The 20,076-nt window shown below is 64.1% G+C and carries 20 protein-coding genes; 7 read left to right on the top strand and 13 right to left on the bottom strand.

The window, feature by feature from the left end; all coding sequences use genetic code 11:
• Positions 1–363 precede the first annotated feature (363 nt).
• Positions 364–627 (top strand): helix-turn-helix domain-containing protein, encoded by a 264-nt coding sequence (locus tag GY937_25690; protein ID MCP5060110.1) that lies wholly within the window; start codon positions 364–366, stop codon positions 625–627.
• Between the two features lie 242 nt (positions 628–869).
• Here the strand turns inward: GY937_25690 and GY937_25685 are convergent, their stop codons facing one another.
• From GY937_25685 to GY937_25675, 3 genes are read right to left on the bottom strand one after another with little or no spacing between them, the layout of a single operon-like run.
• Positions 870–1,916, bottom strand: a complete 1,047-nt coding sequence (locus GY937_25685; GenBank protein ID MCP5060109.1) for a radical SAM protein — start codon at positions 1,914–1,916, stop codon at positions 870–872.
• Positions 1,895–2,599, bottom strand: a complete 705-nt coding sequence (locus tag GY937_25680) for a hypothetical protein (protein ID MCP5060108.1) — start codon at positions 2,597–2,599, stop codon at positions 1,895–1,897. Before GY937_25680 ends, GY937_25685 begins: the two co-directional genes overlap by 22 nt.
• Positions 2,596–2,802: a hypothetical protein gene (locus GY937_25675; protein MCP5060107.1), complete on the bottom strand. Its 207-nt coding sequence runs from the start codon at positions 2,800–2,802 to the stop codon at positions 2,596–2,598. Before GY937_25675 ends, GY937_25680 begins: the two co-directional genes overlap by 4 nt.
• 518 nt (positions 2,803–3,320) lie before the next feature.
• Between GY937_25675 and GY937_25670 the strand changes: the two genes are divergently transcribed.
• Both GY937_25670 and GY937_25665 read left to right on the top strand, forming a co-directional pair.
• Positions 3,321–3,740: a hypothetical protein gene (locus tag GY937_25670; protein MCP5060106.1), complete on the top strand. Its 420-nt coding sequence runs from the start codon at positions 3,321–3,323 to the stop codon at positions 3,738–3,740.
• Positions 3,716–3,988: a hypothetical protein gene (locus GY937_25665; protein ID MCP5060105.1), complete on the top strand. Its 273-nt coding sequence runs from the start codon at positions 3,716–3,718 to the stop codon at positions 3,986–3,988. Before GY937_25670 ends, GY937_25665 begins: the two co-directional genes overlap by 25 nt.
• Here the strand turns inward: GY937_25665 and GY937_25660 are convergent.
• Positions 3,963–5,222, bottom strand: coding sequence for a hypothetical protein (locus GY937_25660; GenBank protein ID MCP5060104.1), 1,260 nt, complete (start codon positions 5,220–5,222; stop codon positions 3,963–3,965). The genes GY937_25665 and GY937_25660 overlap by 26 nt on opposite strands.
• Before the next feature lie 288 nt (positions 5,223–5,510).
• On the opposite strand from GY937_25660, the gene GY937_25655 reads away from it, so the two are divergent.
• Positions 5,511–6,647, top strand: coding sequence for a DUF2961 domain-containing protein (locus tag GY937_25655; GenBank protein MCP5060103.1), 1,137 nt, complete (start codon positions 5,511–5,513; stop codon positions 6,645–6,647).
• A 125-nt stretch (positions 6,648–6,772) separates the two neighbouring features.
• Here the strand turns inward: GY937_25655 and GY937_25650 are convergent, their stop codons facing one another.
• From GY937_25650 to GY937_25615, 8 genes are all read right to left on the bottom strand, one after another.
• Positions 6,773–8,671: a hypothetical protein gene (locus GY937_25650; GenBank protein ID MCP5060102.1), complete on the bottom strand. Its 1,899-nt coding sequence runs from the start codon at positions 8,669–8,671 to the stop codon at positions 6,773–6,775.
• A 227-nt stretch (positions 8,672–8,898) separates the two neighbouring features.
• Positions 8,899–9,726 carry a hypothetical protein gene (locus GY937_25645; protein ID MCP5060101.1) on the bottom strand — a complete coding sequence of 276 codons (828 nt, stop codon included), beginning with the start codon at positions 9,724–9,726 and terminating at the stop codon, positions 8,899–8,901.
• Between the two features lie 166 nt (positions 9,727–9,892).
• Complete coding sequence (locus tag GY937_25640; GenBank protein MCP5060100.1) at positions 9,893–10,792, bottom strand: hypothetical protein; 900 nt, start codon at positions 10,790–10,792, stop codon at positions 9,893–9,895.
• Between the two features lie 257 nt (positions 10,793–11,049).
• Entirely contained in the window at positions 11,050–12,615 is a 1,566-nt protein-coding gene (locus tag GY937_25635; GenBank protein ID MCP5060099.1) for a S8 family serine peptidase, read from the bottom strand.
• A gap of 20 nt (positions 12,616–12,635) precedes the next feature.
• A complete protein-coding gene (locus tag GY937_25630) occupies positions 12,636–13,247 on the bottom strand; it encodes a hypothetical protein (GenBank protein ID MCP5060098.1) in 612 nt (203 codons plus the stop codon).
• Positions 13,240–13,806 carry a sigma-70 family RNA polymerase sigma factor gene (locus GY937_25625; protein MCP5060097.1) on the bottom strand — a complete coding sequence of 189 codons (567 nt, stop codon included), beginning with the start codon at positions 13,804–13,806 and terminating at the stop codon, positions 13,240–13,242. The genes GY937_25630 and GY937_25625 overlap by 8 nt, the downstream gene beginning before the upstream one ends.
• 21 nt (positions 13,807–13,827) lie before the next feature.
• Positions 13,828–15,123, bottom strand: a complete 1,296-nt coding sequence (locus GY937_25620; protein MCP5060096.1) for a hypothetical protein — start codon at positions 15,121–15,123, stop codon at positions 13,828–13,830.
• A gap of 139 nt (positions 15,124–15,262) precedes the next feature.
• A complete protein-coding gene (locus GY937_25615; protein ID MCP5060095.1) occupies positions 15,263–15,766 on the bottom strand; it encodes a ferredoxin in 504 nt (167 codons plus the stop codon).
• Between GY937_25615 and GY937_25610 the strand changes: the two genes are divergently transcribed.
• On the top strand, positions 15,765–16,721 hold the full coding sequence (locus GY937_25610; GenBank protein ID MCP5060094.1) for a ferritin-like domain-containing protein: 957 nt from the start codon (positions 15,765–15,767) through the stop codon (positions 16,719–16,721). The two genes, GY937_25615 and GY937_25610, sit on opposite strands and share 2 nt — an antisense overlap.
• A 72-nt stretch (positions 16,722–16,793) precedes the next feature.
• Here GY937_25610 and GY937_25605 read toward each other — a convergent pair whose 3' ends face one another.
• Positions 16,794–17,630, bottom strand: coding sequence for a hypothetical protein (locus GY937_25605; protein ID MCP5060093.1), 837 nt, complete (start codon positions 17,628–17,630; stop codon positions 16,794–16,796).
• A 68-nt stretch (positions 17,631–17,698) separates the two neighbouring features.
• Between GY937_25605 and GY937_25600 the strand changes: the two genes are divergently transcribed.
• Both GY937_25600 and GY937_25595 read left to right on the top strand, forming a co-directional pair.
• Positions 17,699–18,607 carry an NAD(P)/FAD-dependent oxidoreductase gene (locus tag GY937_25600; GenBank protein MCP5060092.1) on the top strand — a complete coding sequence of 303 codons (909 nt, stop codon included), beginning with the start codon at positions 17,699–17,701 and terminating at the stop codon, positions 18,605–18,607.
• Positions 18,608–18,792: 185 nt separating this feature from the next.
• Positions 18,793–19,506, top strand: coding sequence for a hypothetical protein (locus GY937_25595; protein MCP5060091.1), 714 nt, complete (start codon positions 18,793–18,795; stop codon positions 19,504–19,506).
• Positions 19,507–20,076 lie beyond the last annotated feature (570 nt).

Here is a 20,076-nt window from a genome sequence, read left to right as displayed (position 1 = left end):
GTCCGAATAGAGCCTTGAATCAATCGCACTGAAGTGGCCTTGTTGGGTGTCGGTGGAGAAGCCTCGTAACTCCTTCATCTCACACTCGCAGGGCCATTTCAATGTCCGGCCTTCACCTCAATACGACGGATTGGAGCTAGGACACCGACGAGATCAACCGCTTCACGATCTCACCGGGCGAGGCGGACTGGGACGAGCCGACCGATCGCATCCACCGCGCAGAGTCAACGTCGGACCCGACGTGTACGAAGAGATCACGCTCTTCATACTCGACGACCCGGCGGACGATCCCCAGCCGAGCCATGGATCAAGAAACCACGGCTCCGCCCACTCGGCGCCCAACCTCAAGCAAGAAGCCATGACGTGCGGCGGACTACGGTCGGAACTCGTAGAAGACGTTCATCGAATCGCTTTCGTAGTCGAGCCGGCACATTCGGCAGAAGCTTGTCCTACGTGCACGACCTGTGGATCGAGCATGCGCGAAACCTCCTCGAACGAACCGGGCTCCCTCTATCCGAAGTTGCGGAGAGGGTCGGGTGCTCGGACGTGGCGTACCTTCGACGCCTTTTCAAGCGGAAGGTCCACGTATGCCTCCGCGTCACCCCCCGGATGCGCGTGCAATCGTAGCTCCGGGCGCGTGGAGCCGTGATCGGGGACGCGCGCGATCGTGAAAGGACTTGGGCACACGCATCAAAGGCATGTGCTGGCCGGTCGCACCGGCCACCTCGAAAGCGGTCCTTACCGGAAGTCGCCCGGGACATGAGTCGATTCCCGGTTATCCCGAGTGGACCTGCGCAGGTCCACTCGGGACCAGGACGCGGTGCGGTAGTGCGTCGACCCCGGGAATCCGGAAGGCGGACGCTTTCGGATCAGCTGTGGCTTGCCCAGTGACGAACCGATCCCAGCATTCGTGTCCAACGGCTGGGCCGAGGTGGCTCCCACACCTGTACGGGCCCCGCCTTGCGCTCCGCAAGCTCATCGAACTCAGGAGCGCCGTAGTTCGCATAGACATGGCCGCCGAGTTCCGTGCACCTGGAGCAGTACGGATCCTCGTATTTCCGTCGCTGAATCTCTTCGATCGGAAACTCCAGGTATGAGCCGACACCGAACCGCTCCGGGTCGAACAACCCGCAGCAGAGTTGGACGTTGCCCTGCCAATCCAACGTGATCTGATGCTCGAGGAGGTCACACGGCCTGGAACGGTAGGGGGCGGTCGCCGACAGGGCATCTGAGGGATCAAGAGCGAGTCGATCGACCAACGCCCGGTCCTCTTCCGTGAGGAGTTCCGGATGCAGGCCTGGATCTCGGAGAGCGAGAACCTTCTCCAGAGGCATCATGAACGCCCACACGCCGATGAAATCGAAACCCAGCTCGGCGGCAAGCTTGGCAACCTCAGGTTCTTCGTCGAGGTTGTCGCGGTATCTGTGGAAGAGAAGATGGACCCTCGTTGCGGCGCCCGTGCGTTCTCGTATGTCCGCGAGCTCCTGGAGGTTCCCCAGAACGGTCGCAAGTTCGCCGCCCCTGTGATAGCGCGCGTAGGTGTCCGGCTTGATCCCCGAAAGCGACACCCGGAACTGGGTCGGATCCGAGGCGAGGATTTCGTCCAACCGTTTGGCAATGTTCAAATTCGAACTGATGTTGACCTTGATCTCCCGCTCCCGAAGAACACGGATCAAGGAAGCCAGCCGCGGATGCAGAAGCGGCTCGGTCCAGTTGAAGAGCCCGATACCCTTGAGATCGCATTCGGCCAACGCCTTGTCCGCGATCCGCTCCATGGTCTCGACGTCCATCAAGCCCCTTGGCAGGGCGACATCGGAGTTCCCAACAGGGCAGGATGGACAGCGCAGGTTGCAGCTCCCTACGACGTCGATGTTGAAGAAGTAATGGTCCAACGTCAGGCCTTGTTCGTGAGGCACCCACGACGATCAGTCCGCGGAAACCTACTGCAGAAGCACGATACCCGCGAGCAGCCAACCTTGGCTCGAACCTGGTTCTCGAACGGCAACTTGTCGCAGTTTCCAGGAATCTCGTCACAGGAGAATGCCGCGGCCACGAATGGGATCGAGTCCGCCATCGAGTGGTTGAGCACGGTCAGGTGGTCGTAGCCTTCGTACAGGTGGGCCGATACGTTCGAGCCCGCCTCGAATGCGGCATCAACGAAACGGGCCTGCATGCGCGGCGGCGTATCGCGATCGACCCACCCCGTTCCGACGAAGATTGGAACGGAGAACTCGAGTGTCGGGAACTGCATCTGTTCGAATCCCTTTTGGAGCGGAGGCGGCGTCTTGAAAGTACTGTCGTTGGTGAGGCCAAGATCCTGGATCTTCGCCCTGATATCCAGATTGCAGACACCTTGGACCGTGCGCGCCGTCGGCAGCACCCCCTCGTAGACGTAGTCTGAAGCGTCAAAGCTTGGGTCCAAATGTTCGACCAGCGATAGAACCAGGAAGTTGTAGCCGAGCATGGGATCCACGACGTCCCTGGGACGGGCTTCTTGAACGGCAACGAGGGCCTCGGGGGTGAAATAGGGCACGCCTGTCGCAACGACACCGCGAAGGCGAATTTCTGGGGCGTAGCTTGCCGAATACACCGCCGTCACCAGCGCTGCGCCGCTCCTTGCGATTGGCCCGCGATGACGACCTCATCCGAGAGCGGGAGATCCGCTGCTTTCACCGCTCGGATCGCATCCAGGTTGCTGAACGCTGCGGGGCGGGTGGCAAGGTAGGGGTGCGTTCCCTTCGTCCCCAGGCCTTGATAGTCCGATGCCACGAACGCGTAACCACTCTCCAGCCAACGCCTCAAGTGCTCCTGATGAAACGGCACCTAGCCCGTCCAACTCGGCGCACAGACATCCGCGATTCCAACCGTGCCGTGTGACCACAGAAGCAGCGGCCAGCCACCCTCGGGAGGCACACCTTGCGGAAGAAACAGCCACCGGAAACGGCGATCGCCGCCTTCCCATCGAGGCCATTCGTCGATGAATAACGCAAGCGGATGTTGTCGGCGGCGCCAGGAATCGACTGATGGGCCTGCAGTGGCTCCTGCCGCGATAGCGTTCCTGGCGTTGACGGAACCTCGCCGTCGTAGTGATAGAACCCTGAGACACCTCCATCTCCCAGGGTGCCCCTGGTATTGGACGCCTGCGAGGTGTTCGTCGACGACACCACATCGCCGCCAACGCAGCCCCAAGACGACACTCCCACTAGGCACACAGCGAGCACCTTCAACGCTCTCAATGATCCTCCCTTCACCTCCGGGAACCGAAGGCGGCCGATCGAGGTGGCCCCACTGCCCTGACCGCGCTCGCGATCTGCACGGAAGTGGATACCGCGAACGAGACGCCGCCCGGCCCCATCCATACCGACCAGGCACCCGCCTGCGGGCTGGGCTTCGAGTGGGTCCTGGTCGCACGGCTGTTGCACCTGAGTCGCCGACGCAATCGTGAGCAACGCCCTTCCCATCGCGGCGGATTCGGGTCCAGGGCACTCCTCGTCGTCATGATTCTCCTCCCGCTCGGCAGCCCTCGACCCGCACTCACTGCGCCAGGCGATCTCCTCGCCTCGTTTGCAGGTCATACGTACGGCATCGCAATGAACCCGGGGGGCTCCGAGTTCGACGCGGCCGTGGTGGTTCGCTTCCTCGCAATCATCGGCCCAGGCCTTGGCGCCGCCGAGGATGAGATCGTCCTGACGATACCACCGGCGGCGTCCCCACCGTGCGCGACTGGATCGTGTCGATGATCGCCGGCGACGAGAGCTGGACCAACGAAGTCGCCGACGACTTCGGCGTCCTCCTTCACGACGATCATCGTCCGGATTCCGCCCTACCCCCGCTCACTCCCTTCGATCCGGTGACCGACCAGATCGTGTGCGACGGATTGGCCCAGGGGCCAATCCGAACACGCCGCCTTGCAGCGCCCGAAGATTTCCTCGGGTACTTGCCGGGGGAGCCAATCCCCCAGCTCAGAACCCCGAACGGCCCTCCGTAACAGGCTCGAAGCAGATCTGCGCCGGGTAGACCTCGTAGCCCTCCGGCTGGATGCGCGGACGCGGCAATCCGCCGACCTCCCCGGAGCTGCTCCAGCCCCTCATCTCGTGGACGGACTGCTTGGCGTCGCAGTTGCCGAGGAAGCCCGGCCAGAACTGAGGCACCTGGAAGCGGTAGACGCGCTTGCCGGTATTGCCCCGCCGACAGTCGCGATCTCCCGTGCAGTCCATGTCGCGCGCCTTCATCACGAACTCGATCGTCTCACCCTCGTAGGCATACGCCTCGGCCGTCGCCGCGTGCGGAACTCCCACAAGGTCGCCATCGCGCACCTTGAGATGGCGTGGGCTGTGTGCGAGGCGGTCTCCCGATCGTCCCGACTGCATGATTCCGAGCGTCCTGTGGTCGTAGGTGGATTCGCGTGCGTTGTGGAGCTGGGTCTTGATCCACTCGATCTCGCAGACAGCGCCTGCGCCACGGCCACAGCGCATCCAGAAGACGAGGTTCGAGAGCTTGACGCGGACCCTCCGCTCCCCCCGCGTGGCCGGCGTCTGGCGATCATCGCGGAGTACGGCCGCGAGACGCGCGGTCGCGCGATCGTTGGCCGGGTTGGGATCCGCATAGCCTTCGCCACGCCGCATCGACGGCGCCACCCTTGCGTGCACCGATAGCTCTTCGCAGGGCCGGGCGTAGCGCTCGGAGCATCGCGGGTTGCGGGTGCGGACGATGACCTGGCGTGTCTCACCGACTCGCAGGCCAGAGACCGGGACAACGGGATTCCCGCTCGGCCAGTCGCAACCATCGCCCGTGTCGACGCGCACGGAGACGATCGCGCTGCGGTCGAGCGGAGTGGGGCCGTGGTTCTTCACCTCTACGACGACCTCGACTTGCGGCAGAACGGCTTCGACGATGCGGATGCCGACGTCGGATTTTGGCCGGCTGTCGATCTGGTTGGGATCGAGCTGACCCATGCCCGGCCGCATCGGTGGAGGCCTTACGGCACCCGGCGTAGTGGCCTCTTCGCCCACCTTTCCTTCGCGCGGATCGTGCCGCGTGGGTTTCGGCACCCTCTTCTTCGGCGCGTCGGGATCCTGCACCGGGACGGGGCTCGTCGCTTTGCCCTGCCCGCCGAGCGGATCTCCCTCGAGCAGGTCCTCGCGGACCTGGGCCGGGCCCGGTACCGCAACCAGGCACGCGAGGGCGAGGCCAAGGACCCACTGCATCATTCGAATCGACATCAGATTCCTCCTGGAGACAAACCATCCCACATCTGAGTCGTCCGAGGTGGCCCGGCGGTTCAATCCGGCGAAATGTGGGGATCTGGCTTCAACCCGAGCTCGGAGGGGCTGAGGGTCGCAGCCGGGCGGTGGATCGAACGTTGTCGTCGTCCGGAGGGCTCACTCCACATCCACCACGGCACGCCCATACGGGTCGGTCCCTGGGAGACGATCCTGGCTTCCGGGGATTCCAGGCGTCCCGCGCTTCCGGAATGGCTACCCTCGCCGATCGTATCCAAGGAGGGACGCATGCAGATCGGAACCGGCTCGCTTGCTGACCTCGCACGCCTTCGAACCTTCGAACGCCACCGCCTCTCGTCCTGGGATCGCAGCGGTGGCAACGCAGATTGCCTGGCGATCCAGCCCGGCGAAACCGCCGACCTCGGCAGCATCGACGGCGCAGGATGCATCAAACACATCTGGGTCACCACGATGCCGTTGCCCGACGACCCCGACGACCTCATGAAGAGCGTTTTGCGCATCTGGTGGGACGGTGAAACCTCCCCGAGCGTCGAGGTCCCGGTCGGCGAGTTCTTCGGCCTCGGCTTCGGACGCCGCCGCAACTTCGACTCCCTCCCGTTGCAGGCGAGCCCGGAGGACGGCAAGAGCCTCAACTGCTGGTTTCCGATGCCCTTCGCTGACGGTGCACGTTTCAGCATCGAGAACCAGGGCGAGAGCGTCATCCTCTTCTACTACTACATCGACTACGAGGCCTATCCTGCTCTCGATCCCGAACTCGCCCGTTTCCACGCCAGCTGGCATCGACAGAATCCCAGCGCGGGGGTCGCCACGGAAAAGGGCTGGACTCGCAAGGACTACCGCCTCGACGATCGGCGCCCCGTTGGCGCAGGCCTGGCCATCGGAGGCCCCTGGAGCGAGCCCAATCTCGACGCTGCCCGCAACTACACGATCCTCGATGTGCGGGGGCGCGGACAATACGTCGGCTGTGTGCTGAACATCGACGTCTTCGATCGCCAGGTCAACGATTGGTACGGAGAGGGTGACGACATGATCTTCGTCGATGGAGACGCCTGGCCGCCGCGGCTCCACGGCACGGGCACCGAGGACTACTTCAACACCGCCTTCTGCCCCACCCAGGTGTTCTCATCCGCCTACCACGGGCTCACCCTGTACAGCGGCAACCCGTCGTGGCCCTGGGGCGGCAAGAACAGCATGTACCGGTTTCACGTCGAGGATCCGATCCGCTTCGAGGAATCGATCCGTGTCACCATCGAGACGGGCCACGCCAACGCCCTGGCCAACGACTATTCGAGCACGGCCTACTGGTACCAAGCCGCTCGTAGCGAGCCGCTCCCCGCCCTCGCACCGGTTGCGGAGCGCCTGCCTCGACCCGATCCGCCGGAGCTGGCTCGCCCCCGCGGCTGATCGCACACACGGGACGGCTGCAGCGCTCTACCAGAATGCCGGATCAACTCACCAGAACCTGATCTGATGGAGCCCCGAGCAGCAGGGCTGCTCGGGGCTCCCAGGTGTTGGCTGCGCATACTTGCCTAGCTACGCGGAACGTGGCGAACAATGAGGTTGCTGCCGACCAGGTTCACACCCTGGACGTTGCCAATCAGCCCGCCAGTCGCACTGCGGATGCCCTCCGCGACCTGGGTCTGGAAGGCCCGGGTCGAGAGCTGGGCGCGCAGGTTCGCCTCGAGCGGAGGAATCACGCGCCCCTGGATCTCGCCTTCGATCAGCTCGAAGATCGGGCCGAGGATTCCGTTGATCGCCAGGTCCGCACTCATGCTGACCTCGACATTGCCGATCGAGACGTCACCACCGGTGCCACCTCCCACGTTGTAACGGATCGCGTCGAAGAAGATGTCGACCGCAACCCGGTTCACGTGACCGTCGGGTGCCGAGCTGTCACTACCCGCCAGGCAGCCGTCCGTGAGGTCGCCAAAACAATGCCCCTTCAGCTCGTTTCCAGCGCTTTCGAAGTCGAGCCGAACGTGGAAGCGCTCGCCTTCATGGCCTACGTGGATTCCATCCAGATTCAGATCCTGCACGTAGTAGCGGAAGGCCCCTTCTCTGATCTCCGGTAGGTCAAGCGCAATTCGTCTCCCGCCCAGAGCTTCGGGCAGGTCGATGAACGCATCACCTGGCAGGAAGCGGGTGCCACCCCGCCTTGCGGGGTCGTAGTTGTTCAACCGGACCTGCAGCCCTCGAAAGGAGCTGCGCAGCAAGCCCTCGACCAGGCTCACGGCGAGCGGGGTCTCGGTCATGGTCACGTCGTAGTTCAATGTCACCCGCTCGAGCGGATCGTCGTGGGAGATGTGGATGTTCGGGCTGCCCGACCACATCCCACCCGGGCACGGATCGCCGCGGAAGCTCGCCTCGATGCTGTACCGGCCAAGGGGCAGGCTATCGCTACCGAACACCACATCGAAATCGTGGGAGCCGGTCATCGCACCGAGCGAGTAGGCGCGGCCGCCCAAGTTGCGCGCCTCGACGATCACCTGATCCGTCGAGTAGGCGCACCAGCTGGTATCCATGTTCACGACGACGCGACCACGAGTTCGGCAGGCGGTGATCGACAGGCTATTGCTCAAATGGCGGCCCGCAGAATCCTGTACCAGGATGCGATACGTCTGGCCCTCGTCGAGGCCGCTGGGCACCGCCGCCGTGACGCGACCATCGCTCCACGAGTCGGTGCGCAGGTAGGCCGCGACCGAGCTGCTGCGAGTGCCGCGTCGCTCGAGCACGATCTGTCGGCTACCTCGGGCCTCGCCGAAGCCGTAGCCCGCGAGCACGAGCGGCTCACCAGAGCCGGCGCACTGTCCTTCGTAGCCGGTGAAACCGGACAGACCGGTCAGCCGAATCGAGTTGCGTCTCGAGGCGTCCTCACGAATCTGGCGGGCGGCCTCTCGGATTCCGCGACCATCCCCGGATCCTCCGCGCGGAGCTGCGCTAGCGGGAACGCCCCCCGACGGCAGCGGAGTCGTACCAAGATGCAGACCCTGAATCGGGGCGGCTTTGCCGAAGCTCGGCGACATCGGCTGGCGAAGCTTGCCCTGCTTCCCGGGCTGAATGTGGGCCCTCGGACCCTCCCGCTTCAACTTGCGGGCCGGAGCCGGCATCTGCACGGCGGGCAGCTCCTGCAACGCGGCCTTGCCGACCTTCCGCTTCTCCTTCGAAAGCGTCGGTCCTGAGAGCTTGCCCGGGGCAACGCCCTTTGCGGGAATCCGCGAGTGCGTCTGCATCGCCGCGCTTCGCCGCTTGTCTTTCTTCAGCTGTCGCTGCTCGGTCGGCATTTGCTCGTTCGCGGTGCCGAAGCCACCAATCACCGGCAAGGGCGGTGCAGCCCAGGCTGCGACGTCGAAAAGTGAAAGAGCGCCAAATGCCAGACTGGCAGTTGCGCGGCGCAGGGTCCGGAATCGTCGTTCATTTCGATCCATCATCTCGTTCTCCCCTTGAGCCTTTCATGGCCCGTTGTGTTCGAGCCTGGGTGGTTCCAACGCCGACGAGGGTTCAACAGAAAAACGCCCATAGATTCCACTAGTTGGGAGATCCCCGGGGCTTCTGCTCGCGGAAGCCATCTGCCAGCCATGCAAAAAAAAGGGCTGGGTGGGAGCGCCACCCAGCCCTTCTCGGGCTCGAAGGCCCGGGGGTCGAAGCTCATCCGGCGCTACGGCGCCTGCCGAGCGATCTCCCGGTTGATCTCGTCCACGCTGATCGAGGAAAGGTTGTTCCCCATCCGGCAGTCGTCGTTTCGCTCGTTGCCGTCCATGAAGATGTCCGGATCGTACGAGATCCGGAGTTCGAAACCGGCCTGGAACTCCTGGGATGGCATCCACCCGCGAACGCGAGCAAAGCTGGTGTTGACCCTGGCTCCGGCATCCAGACGCGGGAACCGGGCAACGGCCTTGGCGATTCCGTTCTGGGTCAGGTTCGCGATCTGCTGGTCCATCCCGGAGGCCCACCCGGCCGATCCCCGATTTACGACGGACCCCCGCAGCGAGAAATCGTAGGTCCCGTCTCCATTGGCGCGTACGCCGGACACGACGATGTTCTCCGCCACCGGATCCACGCAACCACCGCCGCCGCTCGTAGTGGGCCGAGCTGCGGTACGCCGTCCATTCGTCAGCGCGCCCAGACGGCTGGACGAATCCGGCCGAGCGCCGCCCAGGGCGCTCGGCGACCTGGCATGCGAACCGGTCGAGTCCGTCGCGGGGACGGGCTTCGGACTGACCCGGCTCGCTCCACCACGCATCCGTTTGCCCGCTCGAGTCGGCGGCTCCGGCTGCGGACCGGCCTCGACCAACGATGGCGTTTTGCCCGGCGCGTTCCTGCCCCTCTGCTTTGGAGTCGCTCCTTCGAAAGCGCTCTCACCCTTTTCGACCTTGAAGGAGCGGCTGCCTTCGCTGTGGAACTTCACGTACCCAGCAGCTTGTGCGCCCGTTCCCAGCAGGCTGGCGCAGACGAATCCGATTCCCACGTTCTTGATGAAACCCATGTCGATCTCCCTTGTTGGTTCGCCCACAACGGGCGGTTCGGGCCTGGGTCGTCCGGGCCCTGCCAAGGGTTCAACCCATTGGTTGTGCCCGCGAAATTCCTGCTGGGCCCAGAACGAAGCCGCATGGAGGCGAAACCCGCGCTTCACGTCAGCTCCGAGTTGTGGCCTACGCGGCGTAGCTGAGCAGGTGAGCCCGCGCGCGAGGTAGCTGCCGCGTCGGAATCCGCCCAAAGTAGGCTTTGCGAAGGGGCTCGGGGAGTTCGATCCGAGATGGAAAGATGCGCTTTCCTAGGATCTTCTCCCATGAGAGCGGCGCCTCATCCATGCCCAGGGCCATCGCCGGTGTCCCCCCGCCCCGCCGCTCGGAGAGCTGCTTGACGTGATTCCTCCACACGCGGTGGATGGCCTCTCGCCACACCATCGCCTGGTTCCGCTTCGAGAAGGCAATCGTCTCGCGCTTGTGGTTGCCCCCGCCATGGCGGAGGAGCAGGTGGTAGAGGTTCACGGGGAAGAGCGCGTTCTGAGGGGTCCGAGGTGCCTTCGACGATGTGATCTCGTGTTGGATCTCCCGGCCCTGGAGCTTGCGCAGGGCGGGCGGGTACTGGCGATGATCGTCGGAGCGGACGACAGCTGCGGAGCCTTCGGGCAGTACCAAGCCGAGGGCCTCGGAGATGCCCCGCTCGATGGAGCGAGGATGAGGCCTTCCAAAGCGAGCCTCGAGTTGCTTGAGCCTTTCCTTCTGACAGCGTGTGGTGCGGCCCTTTCGGCGCAATTCGGAGACGGTCGTGGTGTAGACGTAGTGGCTCTCGGCACCGATCACCGTGTTCAGGTGCGTGACCCAGTACTGGCTGAACTCGAAAGTCTCGAAGCCATCGACCACGAGGGGCTCCGTGGGTGGGGTACGAGGCCGCCTCTGTTCGTGGTAGGCCAGGCAATGACGGCCGGCGTGGCCGACTTGGAGTGCGACGGTGGAGGGTGAGACGCCGTGGATGCGCGCCATCTGGCGGAGGCCTGCGCAGGCCAGGCTTGCCTTGAGGAGCGGGAGAAGGAGATCGGGGCGCTTCAACCAGTAGGTGGTGGAGAACGTCTGTGTACTAAGGGACCGGCCGCAATGTGAACAGAGGTACCGCTGGATGCGGCGCCCATCGCATTGACGGAAATGGAATCCGTCGCGTTTATACCGCCAACCCACCGGATTCTGGTGGGTTTCACACTTTGGATTCGGGCAGTGCGGAGGCTGAAAGCCTTGCTCGGGCGCGGACATACACCCCTACACTGCCAGCCGCGTGCCAGCAGGAATTTCGCGGGCACAACCCAATGGATTCAGGGGTGAGCGGCTCGAATCGACCGGGCGAGGCACTCCGCCGGTGGCCGGAGCAGCCCATGCCCGAACACCGGGTCATGACCCGGCGCGCCGAGGTCGAGTGCGTCGTCCAGGAGCCGTTCCGGATCCTGGGACTCGCCGAGTGCCGCGACGGCAGCGGTGACGAACGGCGCCGCAAAGGAAGTTCCCGAGGCGAAAGCGCTGCTGCCCCCAGCGCGGGCGACCCACAGGTCTACCCCGGGTGCAGCCAGGTCTACGTAGGTGCCCCGGTTGCCGCCGCGCCACGGCTTCGAGCGTGTGTCGACCGCGGAGACCGCCAGGACACCCTCCTGGGCGGCGGGATAGACGGGAGATGTCGATCGCCCACCGTTGCCCGCGGCGGCCACGACGACCACATCTCGCTCGAGGACCCTGCGGACCAGTTCGTGCAGCACCGAGTTTCGCGCGCCACCCATGCTGAAGTTGATCACGCGGACCTTCTTGCCCACCAGCCAGTCGAGGGCACGGCCGATCGCGGCGACCTGGGCGCGGGTTTCTCCGCCGCGCTCCAGACCGACGACCGCGGCGACCCAGAGTTCGGCCTTCGGGACGAGGCCCGGCATCGGTCCGCCTCGACCGAGCAAGAGACCGGAGATTGCCGTGCCATGGTCACGCCCGCTTTCGGAGCTGGTGAAGCTGCGGTCGCGGATGGTGGCACCCCGCAAGATCGGATGTCCCTTGTCCACTCCCGTGTCCACCAGGCCGATGCGAGTGCGATTGCCGCATTCACCGCCCCGATCCTCCCAACCGAGCAGCCTCGTGGCGTAGCGGCGGGGGTCGCTGGCAGCTTGATCGGCGAGCAGTTCGAGTCGATCGTTGAGATCCGCGGCCACGACCTCTGGCCGCATGCGAAGCTCTTGGAGCGCGGCCCCGGTGGGCACTCCCGGGCCGGGCAGGCGTACCTCGAGGAACAGATCGAGATGGTTCAAGATGTAGCGGTCCCGCTGCGTGCTCAAACTCGGCTCGGCCGAAGTACTGCGACGGCGCAGCAACACCACGAGCTCTTCCCCCGCGAGCAGATCCCCGGGGCCTATCGGCCGCAAGCCTGTCAGCTGACGTCGCGTACTCGGGTGCCCCGCAAGCGCGGAAAACACCGGCTTCTTCGTTTCCCCGGGCCCGGCCTTCACGTTCTTGGAATCCCCGGGTGAGCCGCTCGCTTTCTTGGAATTCCCGGGCGGGCCGCTCGCTTTCTTCACGCAGACTGGATACTTGACCTGGTTGCCGTGCCAGGCACCGTTGGCGTCCCGCAGCGCCACGGTGACGGATCCACCGCCGGTCCCGGACACGGTGAGTGCCCGGATCGAGGTGTCCGTCCATGCCGTCGTGCTCAGGGTGGGCTTGCCGGGAAGACTGCGTGCAACGACGACAAGGTCACCCTGCTTCCCGAAGCCCTTGCCCTTCAGGTCGATGGCCGCACCGCCCGTCACGCAGGAGCCGCTGTACTTGATCGACTCGATGTACGGCGAGGAGAACGCGAGGCTCGGCACGGCCAGCACCAGAAGGCTGGTCAGAAGGCGCCAGTGCACGGCCCGAGGGGCCAGCCCCCTCATTCACCCAGCTCGGGCGCCGCATATTCGATCACGTCTCCGCGCGCGTGCAGCGCTTCAACGACCCGTTCCAATGGAGCACGATCCTCGGGCTGGCTGGCTTCGAGCCCCTCCACATCGAGGTGATACAGCCCGATCGCCGAAGGCCCGTCTACGATCTGTGCGTTCACTTCGATGAGCAGCGCGCGGATATCGGCTTCGGGCGCCTTCGGGCTGAAGCGGACCTGAAGGTCGCCGCTCCCGGCACCCAGCATTTCGAGCTCGCCGAGCTCCCCCTGAAGGGACCCTATGACGAACGTCTGGGCCAGGATGGCCAGGCCTGCTGCCATCGCCAAGGCAGGGCGCCATGCGCGTTGCACGAACTCCCGCCTGCGCTCCTGGTGGATTCGCTTCAGCAGCCGGCGCTCGCCCAACTCGCCCATACCTGGGGCTTCGGCGTTATGCTTGACCGAGCGCCGCAAGCTCTCGAGGAACTGCAACTCGACGCGCAGCTCCTCGTCGTCCGCAAGGGCGGCTTCGACCCGCGCCCGCTCGTCACCGACCAGCCTGCCGTTCGCATAGAGGGGCAGGAGATCCTGGGTCGCGCGGCGCTCTTCGGGGCTCTCAGGCATTTCGTGACTCCAGGCCGAATCCCTGCAGACAGCGCTGCAAAGCCTTCTTGGCGTGGTAGATGCGGGTCTTCACGGTGCCCTCGGGGCAATCGGTGATCCCGGCGATTTCGACGTAGGTCAAATCCTCGTAGAACGCGAGGTGGACGGCTTCGCGCTGGGCTTCGTTCAGGCGGTCCATGCACTCCTTGACATGTCCGGCGTCGCCGGCAGCGGCAAGGGCATCGGATGCATCGATGGACTCATCGTCGGCCGTGGTTTCGTCCAGTTCGTCGAAGTGACGCCTGCCGCGGCGGCGGATCTCGTCCATCAGCCGGTTCCGGGCGATCCCCAGGATCCAGCTCGATACGGCCGACCGGCCTTCGAAGCTGTCTGCGTTCTTCCACACTTCGACCATCACCTCACACACGAGGTCGCTGGCGAAGGCTGGATCGTTCAATCTACTTTGCGCAAAGGCGAAGATCCTGCCCTCGAAGGCCCGGAACAGCTCCACGAGCGCGGATTCGTTGCCCGCTGCGATGCTTGCCAGGAGTTGGTCGTGATCCACGGCTCCCTGGATCATGTCATCCCGGGGGTGAACCGGCTACTGCTTCGGCGAACGCCGCTGCGAAGCCTCCCAGCTACCAAGCACCACGGGTCCAGAACGGGGCCGGGGTGCGTCCTGTGCGGTGAGGTGAGGTGGCCCCGAGGTCAGGGCGAGGGGGTCCCTGGACCCGCCCCCTACACAGGCCCGGTAGGAAGCGGGCCCGCGCGCCCCCCCGCTTCGGAGAACACGGCCATCGCTGTTGATCGTAAGCTGGACGCAGAGGTCGCTGCCTGCCCGGTTCCAGCCCGCGCAGCGGAACCCCAGCTTGCCCTGGACGTAGCCACTCTCTGGCAGCTCGGGCACCTCGAAGGCGGCGCCCCCTGGAAGGCAGGGCCCGGAGACGCCGTCGTTGAAGTCCATGATCTGAAGCTGGGTCCCGGGCACCGTCGCTCCCTCCGGTGAGTAGATCCGGACGGTGACGAGGGCGACCCCTTCGCTTACGAAGTCCCGATCCGGAGCGCGGTACTCGGCTCCGACGATCATGCCGTGGATCGTCGCCAGGTAGGTGCGCGCCACACGTACGACATTGGTCCGTTCGCCGGTGAAAACACCACGGCCGAGCCCACACACACTGACCTGGTATTCGGGGTAGCCCCGAAAGCGGAAGTCGTTCAGGTCGAAGCCACGCCGTCCGCGCGCGCTGACGAATCCGTCGACGAGCAGCGTTCCCCCCTGCCCTTCCAGTTGCCGCAGGCCAACGTCCGCTGGAGTGCCCGCAGCCGGGCATGAGGCCGGATGACGCAACCCAACGTGCAACACGGCGAGATCGACTGCCGGGTCCGCGAAGTGCCATTCGGCGGGAACCACCGGATCCCCGGGCTCGGTTACGTCCAGGCTGCCGGTCCGGCCGTCCAGACGCAGGAGGGTCGCAAGCGCCCGCCGGACGCCCGCGGAGCCAGGCGGCGGCAGCTCCGGTCGCCCTCGGTCTCCGCTGCGCCGCAGCACTGGAAGGCGCCCATCGATCGGAACGCGCTCGCCCGGAATTCCCGGCCGCAAAGACACCGCCTCGCGACGCGGATCCACGGGCTTCACCGGAACAGGCGAACCCGCTTCCTTGGGCACCGGGAGCTTGGGAGCACCTGCCTTGGTCGCCTCCGCAGCTCCCTTCGTTTTGGGTCCGGGGAGTGTTTCGCCGGAAATCCCGGCCGATTTGCCTTGCGGCGATGTCTTGGAACCAGTGGCTCCCGGATCCGCCCAGCTAGCCGCGGAGGCAGAGCCCAGGAATCCCGATACGACGAAGCCGATCGCGGCCACCCGGATTGTCTCGCCAAGTGCGTTTTTCCGCATCCGCATCACGAGTCCTCCTACAGGGGAATCGGAACTACTCCGACGAAGGTTCAATCCGCGCCGGAAATCGTAATGTTGCGGGGCGGACCTGGTGGTCCGGGTTGCATTGTTTCGTGAAGCCGCCCTCGGCCGTCGTCCGCGACGATCAGGCGAGTTCGTCGCCCGGCTCTGGAATGAGCTGAGTCGCCGTCAGTCCACCGGTCGGACAATAGTCGGCGGCTTCGATGCAATCGTTCGTTTCGGATTCTCCGACGGGTTGTTTGATCACCCGGGCACAGGGTTCGTCGGTGGCCATCTCCATGTTCTCCGGCGCACGTTCTTCGCACAGACCACACTGGGTGCAGTGTGTTTCGTCGATTTCCATCTGAATTGACTGTTCGCCCACGGTCTGTCGCTCCGGTCGCCCACCTTCGACGCATTCGGGTTTTGACGGCATATCCCGGTACCGTACCAAAGCGCGGGTGATCTGTGGCGAAAAGTCGCCCCTAAAGCCTGACGTCGTATGACGAACGTCATACCGCGCCATTGTTGCCCGCTCGTAGCCTACCCATTGGATCGTCGAGCGACGAACCGTCGGTACGCCGTGCCCAGCGATCGAATATTGCGGCACGTTCCAATAGAAGCAGAAGAGCAGGGGGAGAAGAGCCATGGCCGTGGAAGAGATCGTCACCCAACTGACGACGCGCTGGAAGTTCGACTATGACCCCAAGATCAAGGCTCTACGCGATCTCTATGAAGTCGCAAAGAAACAACAGTGGAATGCTGCGGCCGATATTCCATGGGATCTCGAAATCGATCCGGATGGCAACATTCTCGACCCGAGCCAAGATGCGCTCCGTGAACTCGACGTCATCAAGGCCTTGCCAGACGAAACGCAGACCAAGCTCTCGGTGTGCAATGCGGCGTGGATCCTTTCGCAATTTCTTCACGGTGAGCAGGGAGCGCTGCTCTGTTGCGGCCAGCTCGTCGAAGCCGTCCCGGATATCGACGGAAAGCTCTACGCGGCGACGCAGGTGGTCGATGAAGCACGCCACGTCGAGGTGTTTCACCGCTATATCGAGCGGCTACACCGCGTCTATCCGATCGACCCCACCCTTCAAGCGGTGCTGAACCAGATCCTCGAAGCGGATCTCTGGCAGATGAAGTGCGTCGGCATGCAGGTGATCGTCGAGGGGCTCGCCATGGGCTCTTTCAAGATCATGAAGGAGGGAAGCCGAGACCAACTGCTCCGTGAGATCGTCAGTCTGACGGCCGACGACGAGGCTCGGCATGTTTCCTACGGGCTGATCTACATGAAAGATGAACTACCGAGGATGACGGACGCGGACCGCAACCGTGTGGAGGATTTCGCATTCGCCGCGGTCGACGCGATCAGCGGCCGAAGGCCCGGTACGGGCTTCACTTCGCAACTCGAGATCCTCGGGGATGCGGGAGTCGACGCGGCCACCGTGTTGCCTGAAGTCATCGAGCGGTTTCAAGACCCCGAGTTCATCGCGAGTCAGCCAGACCCGATTCGCGACCACGTATTGCCGCAGCTGAACCGAATCGATCTGATCACGGATCGTACGGCACAGAACTATCGCGACCTGGGTTTCACGATCTAGCGGCCAGCAGACAATTCGATCGTCGGGCAGCGGGAGCGCGGCCGCGCCCTTGGAGCACGTACGAAGCCCGCTTCAGTTGACCAGCGGAGGTGCCGCGCGTGAGCGCAGCTGCTCATAGGCCGGCGGCGCGCTGATACCGAGTTGCTCCCGCACGGCATCGATCGGCTGCTCGAAGAGCGCCTCCCAATCCTGATCGAGGAGCCACTTCGCGCGCAACCCGCGGCGCAGCCCCTGGCGGATCAGCTGGCCGCCTTCCGAACTCCAACCGTTGTGGATGAGCGACCGCCATACCAGGTAGGCGATACCGGTATTCCAAGTCTGGGGCACGGTGAACGCGAGCACGGCAATCTCGCCCCGCATGTCGCGGTCGTAGCCCGTGAGTACATGGAAGACATCGTGGAGATTGAGCAAGCGCGTCCCGAAGACGCGTGCCCCTTCGCCCGAATTCACCGGGCGATCCGGGAACTGCTTGGAAGCGGCCTCACTTGCGCCGGCGAGGCCCTCGGCGCCGATGTTCTCGCGAATGAACCACTCGCAGATCGTGTGGCCCAGCGAACCTGCTGGCATTGCCAGCAACCGCTCACGGTCACAAAGGATGTCGTAGAGATCGCGGCCTTCGTCGAGGATCTTCTTTCCTCTCGGAGATCGCTTGAAGCGCTCGAAGAGTCGTTCGTTCGAGTTGCCAGTCATCGCGGCGATGACGACGATTGCCTGGGCGGTATCGTCGGGATTCTCGGCGAGAGCTTCGAGCGAACTCCGCGCCAGCTTCAGATTTCGAGAAGCCATCGCAATTCCCCCTCGGGTTCGAAGGCCAACCGCGGCCGCAGCATCGACACGCACCCGGCCGAGCCTACCGAGCCGGTCTCGCGCCTTCGGGTCGCCGCGGGTATGACCATTGTCATACCGCATCGTCGGTTGCAGCCCGCAGTATCGGCGCGCTGCATGCCATAACCTCCATTTCGGAGAGGAATTCGAGAATGACCCGAGAAACCGGCGCTGGCCGAACCGAAGAAGAATCCAATGCGCTTGAATTCGATTCAGATGCACTCCGCGAGAAATACCGTCAGGAGCGCGACAAGAGAATTCGGCCCGATGCCAACGCTCAATTCATTCAGGTCGAAGGAGAGTTCGCTCATTTCCTCGATGACCCCTATGTCGAGCCGGGATTCAGCCGTCCGCCACTGACCGACGAGGTCGAAATCGCTGTGATCGGTGGCGGCTTCGGTGGGCTGCTCACCGCCGCGCGGCTGCGCGATGAGGGTGTCGAAGACATTCGAATCATCGACAGCGCTGGCGACTTTGGTGGTACCTGGTACTGGAATCGCTACCCCGGCGTGGCCTGCGACATCGAGTCCTACATCTACTTGCCTTTGCTCGAAGAAACCGGCCACATTCCGAAACAGAAGTACGTCACCGGGGCCGAAATTCTCGAGCATTGTCAGAGGATCGGAAGAAAATTCGATCTCTACCGGGATGTTTGTTTTCAGACCAAGGTGACCGAAGTGCGCTGGGACGAGGAGGCTGCTCGCTGGATCATCTCCACGAATCGCGCTGATCGGATGCGAGCCCATTTCGTGGTCATGGCCCTCGGAGTACTCAACAAACCGAAGCTGCCCGGGATCCCCGGGATCGAGAAATTCAAGGGTCATACCTTCCACGCCAGCCGCTGGGATTATGGCTACACGGGCGGTGATGCCGACGGAAACCTCACGGGGCTGGCGGGAAAGCGCGTCGGCATCCTTGGCACCGGCGCGACGGCAGTGCAATGCGTACCGCACGCGGCTGAGTCGGCGGAACACTTGTACGTTTTCCAGCGCACCCCTTCGTCGGTGGATGTGAAGAACAACGATCCCCTCGACCCGGCCCGGCTGGCGACAATTGGCTGACCTTATTGGTGGGGATCGTCCTGCTGTTCGTTGCATATCGAATGGGGAGCGTGCTCGACCCGCTCATCTTCGATCCTCTGTATGGACCCGCTCAACGTAGGCCGGCCGGCGGACTAGCTCCGTTCTCCAAGTTCCTTGCGTCGCACAGAGGCAAGGCAGCACGAATCCTGACGGGCGACGAGAGGATGGTTCGCGGACTCTACGGGGCAGCGGAAGAACTACTCTCGGGCGGCAGGAATTGGAGGGAACAAGTCGCGCCATGGCTGGAGCTCTCGAAGGCGGCGCGAACGCTCGTACTACCATGCGCATTCCTCACGGCCGGCAACCTTGCGGGCTGGTTCGAACGGGGAACCGAACGATGGGTGGGCGACATGGGAGGCCTGTTCCTCGGCGGCGCGGCTACGTTGGCAGCGTTCCTCTTTCTCGCTCGGTTGTTCGCTGAGAGCGGACATAAGCAAGAGGACGATCCGGCGAAGAGTCGGCGGGAGCTGGCAGGCGTCATCGCGAAGTATCTTGCGGCAATGGTGTGCGGCTCAGTCCTCCTATTCGTCGGATGCTTCTGTGGCTGGTTCGACTTCAGCGACCAGCGAGGATGGATCGCTTCCGCAAGGTTCACCGCGCTCCTGGGCACCGGCTCACTGGTCTTGTTTCTCGGCCTTCGCGTGGTTCATATGACTGCCCTCTACGGACTCGTATCCCAGACAGGTGCAACGGACGTGCTCTTGCGGGGCGCCCGCGGCCGAGAGCGCAGCTTCCTAGTCGTCGGGCAGAAGTTGCTGGCCAAGAAAGAACTGCCGGAGCCCATCAAGCCCCCCCTGCTATGCCGCGCGTTCCCCTCATTGGCACGGGGAACGTCGCACTCCGACAAGACAGGCCAGTCGGCCACCGGAGACCGATAGGTCGCCACGTCGTCGCCCTGTTACGAGTTGATCGGTCGCGGACTCGCGGTCAACTGAGGGGCGCGGATTCCAGATGAGGGCGGGGCTACTGAGAATCTCGCCTGGTAGGGTCGAGGCCTGGTGCGGTACCTGTAGGCGTAGCCTATCGGTAGCTCCCCGTTTCCTCTGGAAGTGCCTCAGCAGCCATGCCATGGGCCCGCTTCCAGCCCCCGCCACGTCGCTGCGAGCGCCACCTAAAGCGCGAGCTCTCATTCGGTGCGACGCGGGGCCTCCGGGAGGCCATCGAGCAGGACGATGGCCTTGGACGACCTCTGCCTATGCTGCTCAGTCCGCCTGTGACCGGGGTCGTCACGCGGTCGGTGCACGATCCGCCCTGGCTTCTGGCCAAGGAGAACCCGATGGACCCGGAGGAGTTCGCGCTACCGAAACTCGCCAGCATATACTCTCACAACTCCCGACCGGATGCGGCCAACGTGCCCAAGCGGGCTCGGGAGTCCTGTCCGGTACCGAGATTCGCGCGGATCGCCGGAGAAGAAGATGAAGATCGAGAAGAAATCCACTGAGCGCTTC

This window comes from bacterium (genome assembly GCA_024228115.1).
Lineage (GTDB): Bacteria > Myxococcota_A > UBA9160 > UBA9160 > UBA6930.
This window is presented reverse-complemented; position numbering and strand designations above follow the sequence as displayed.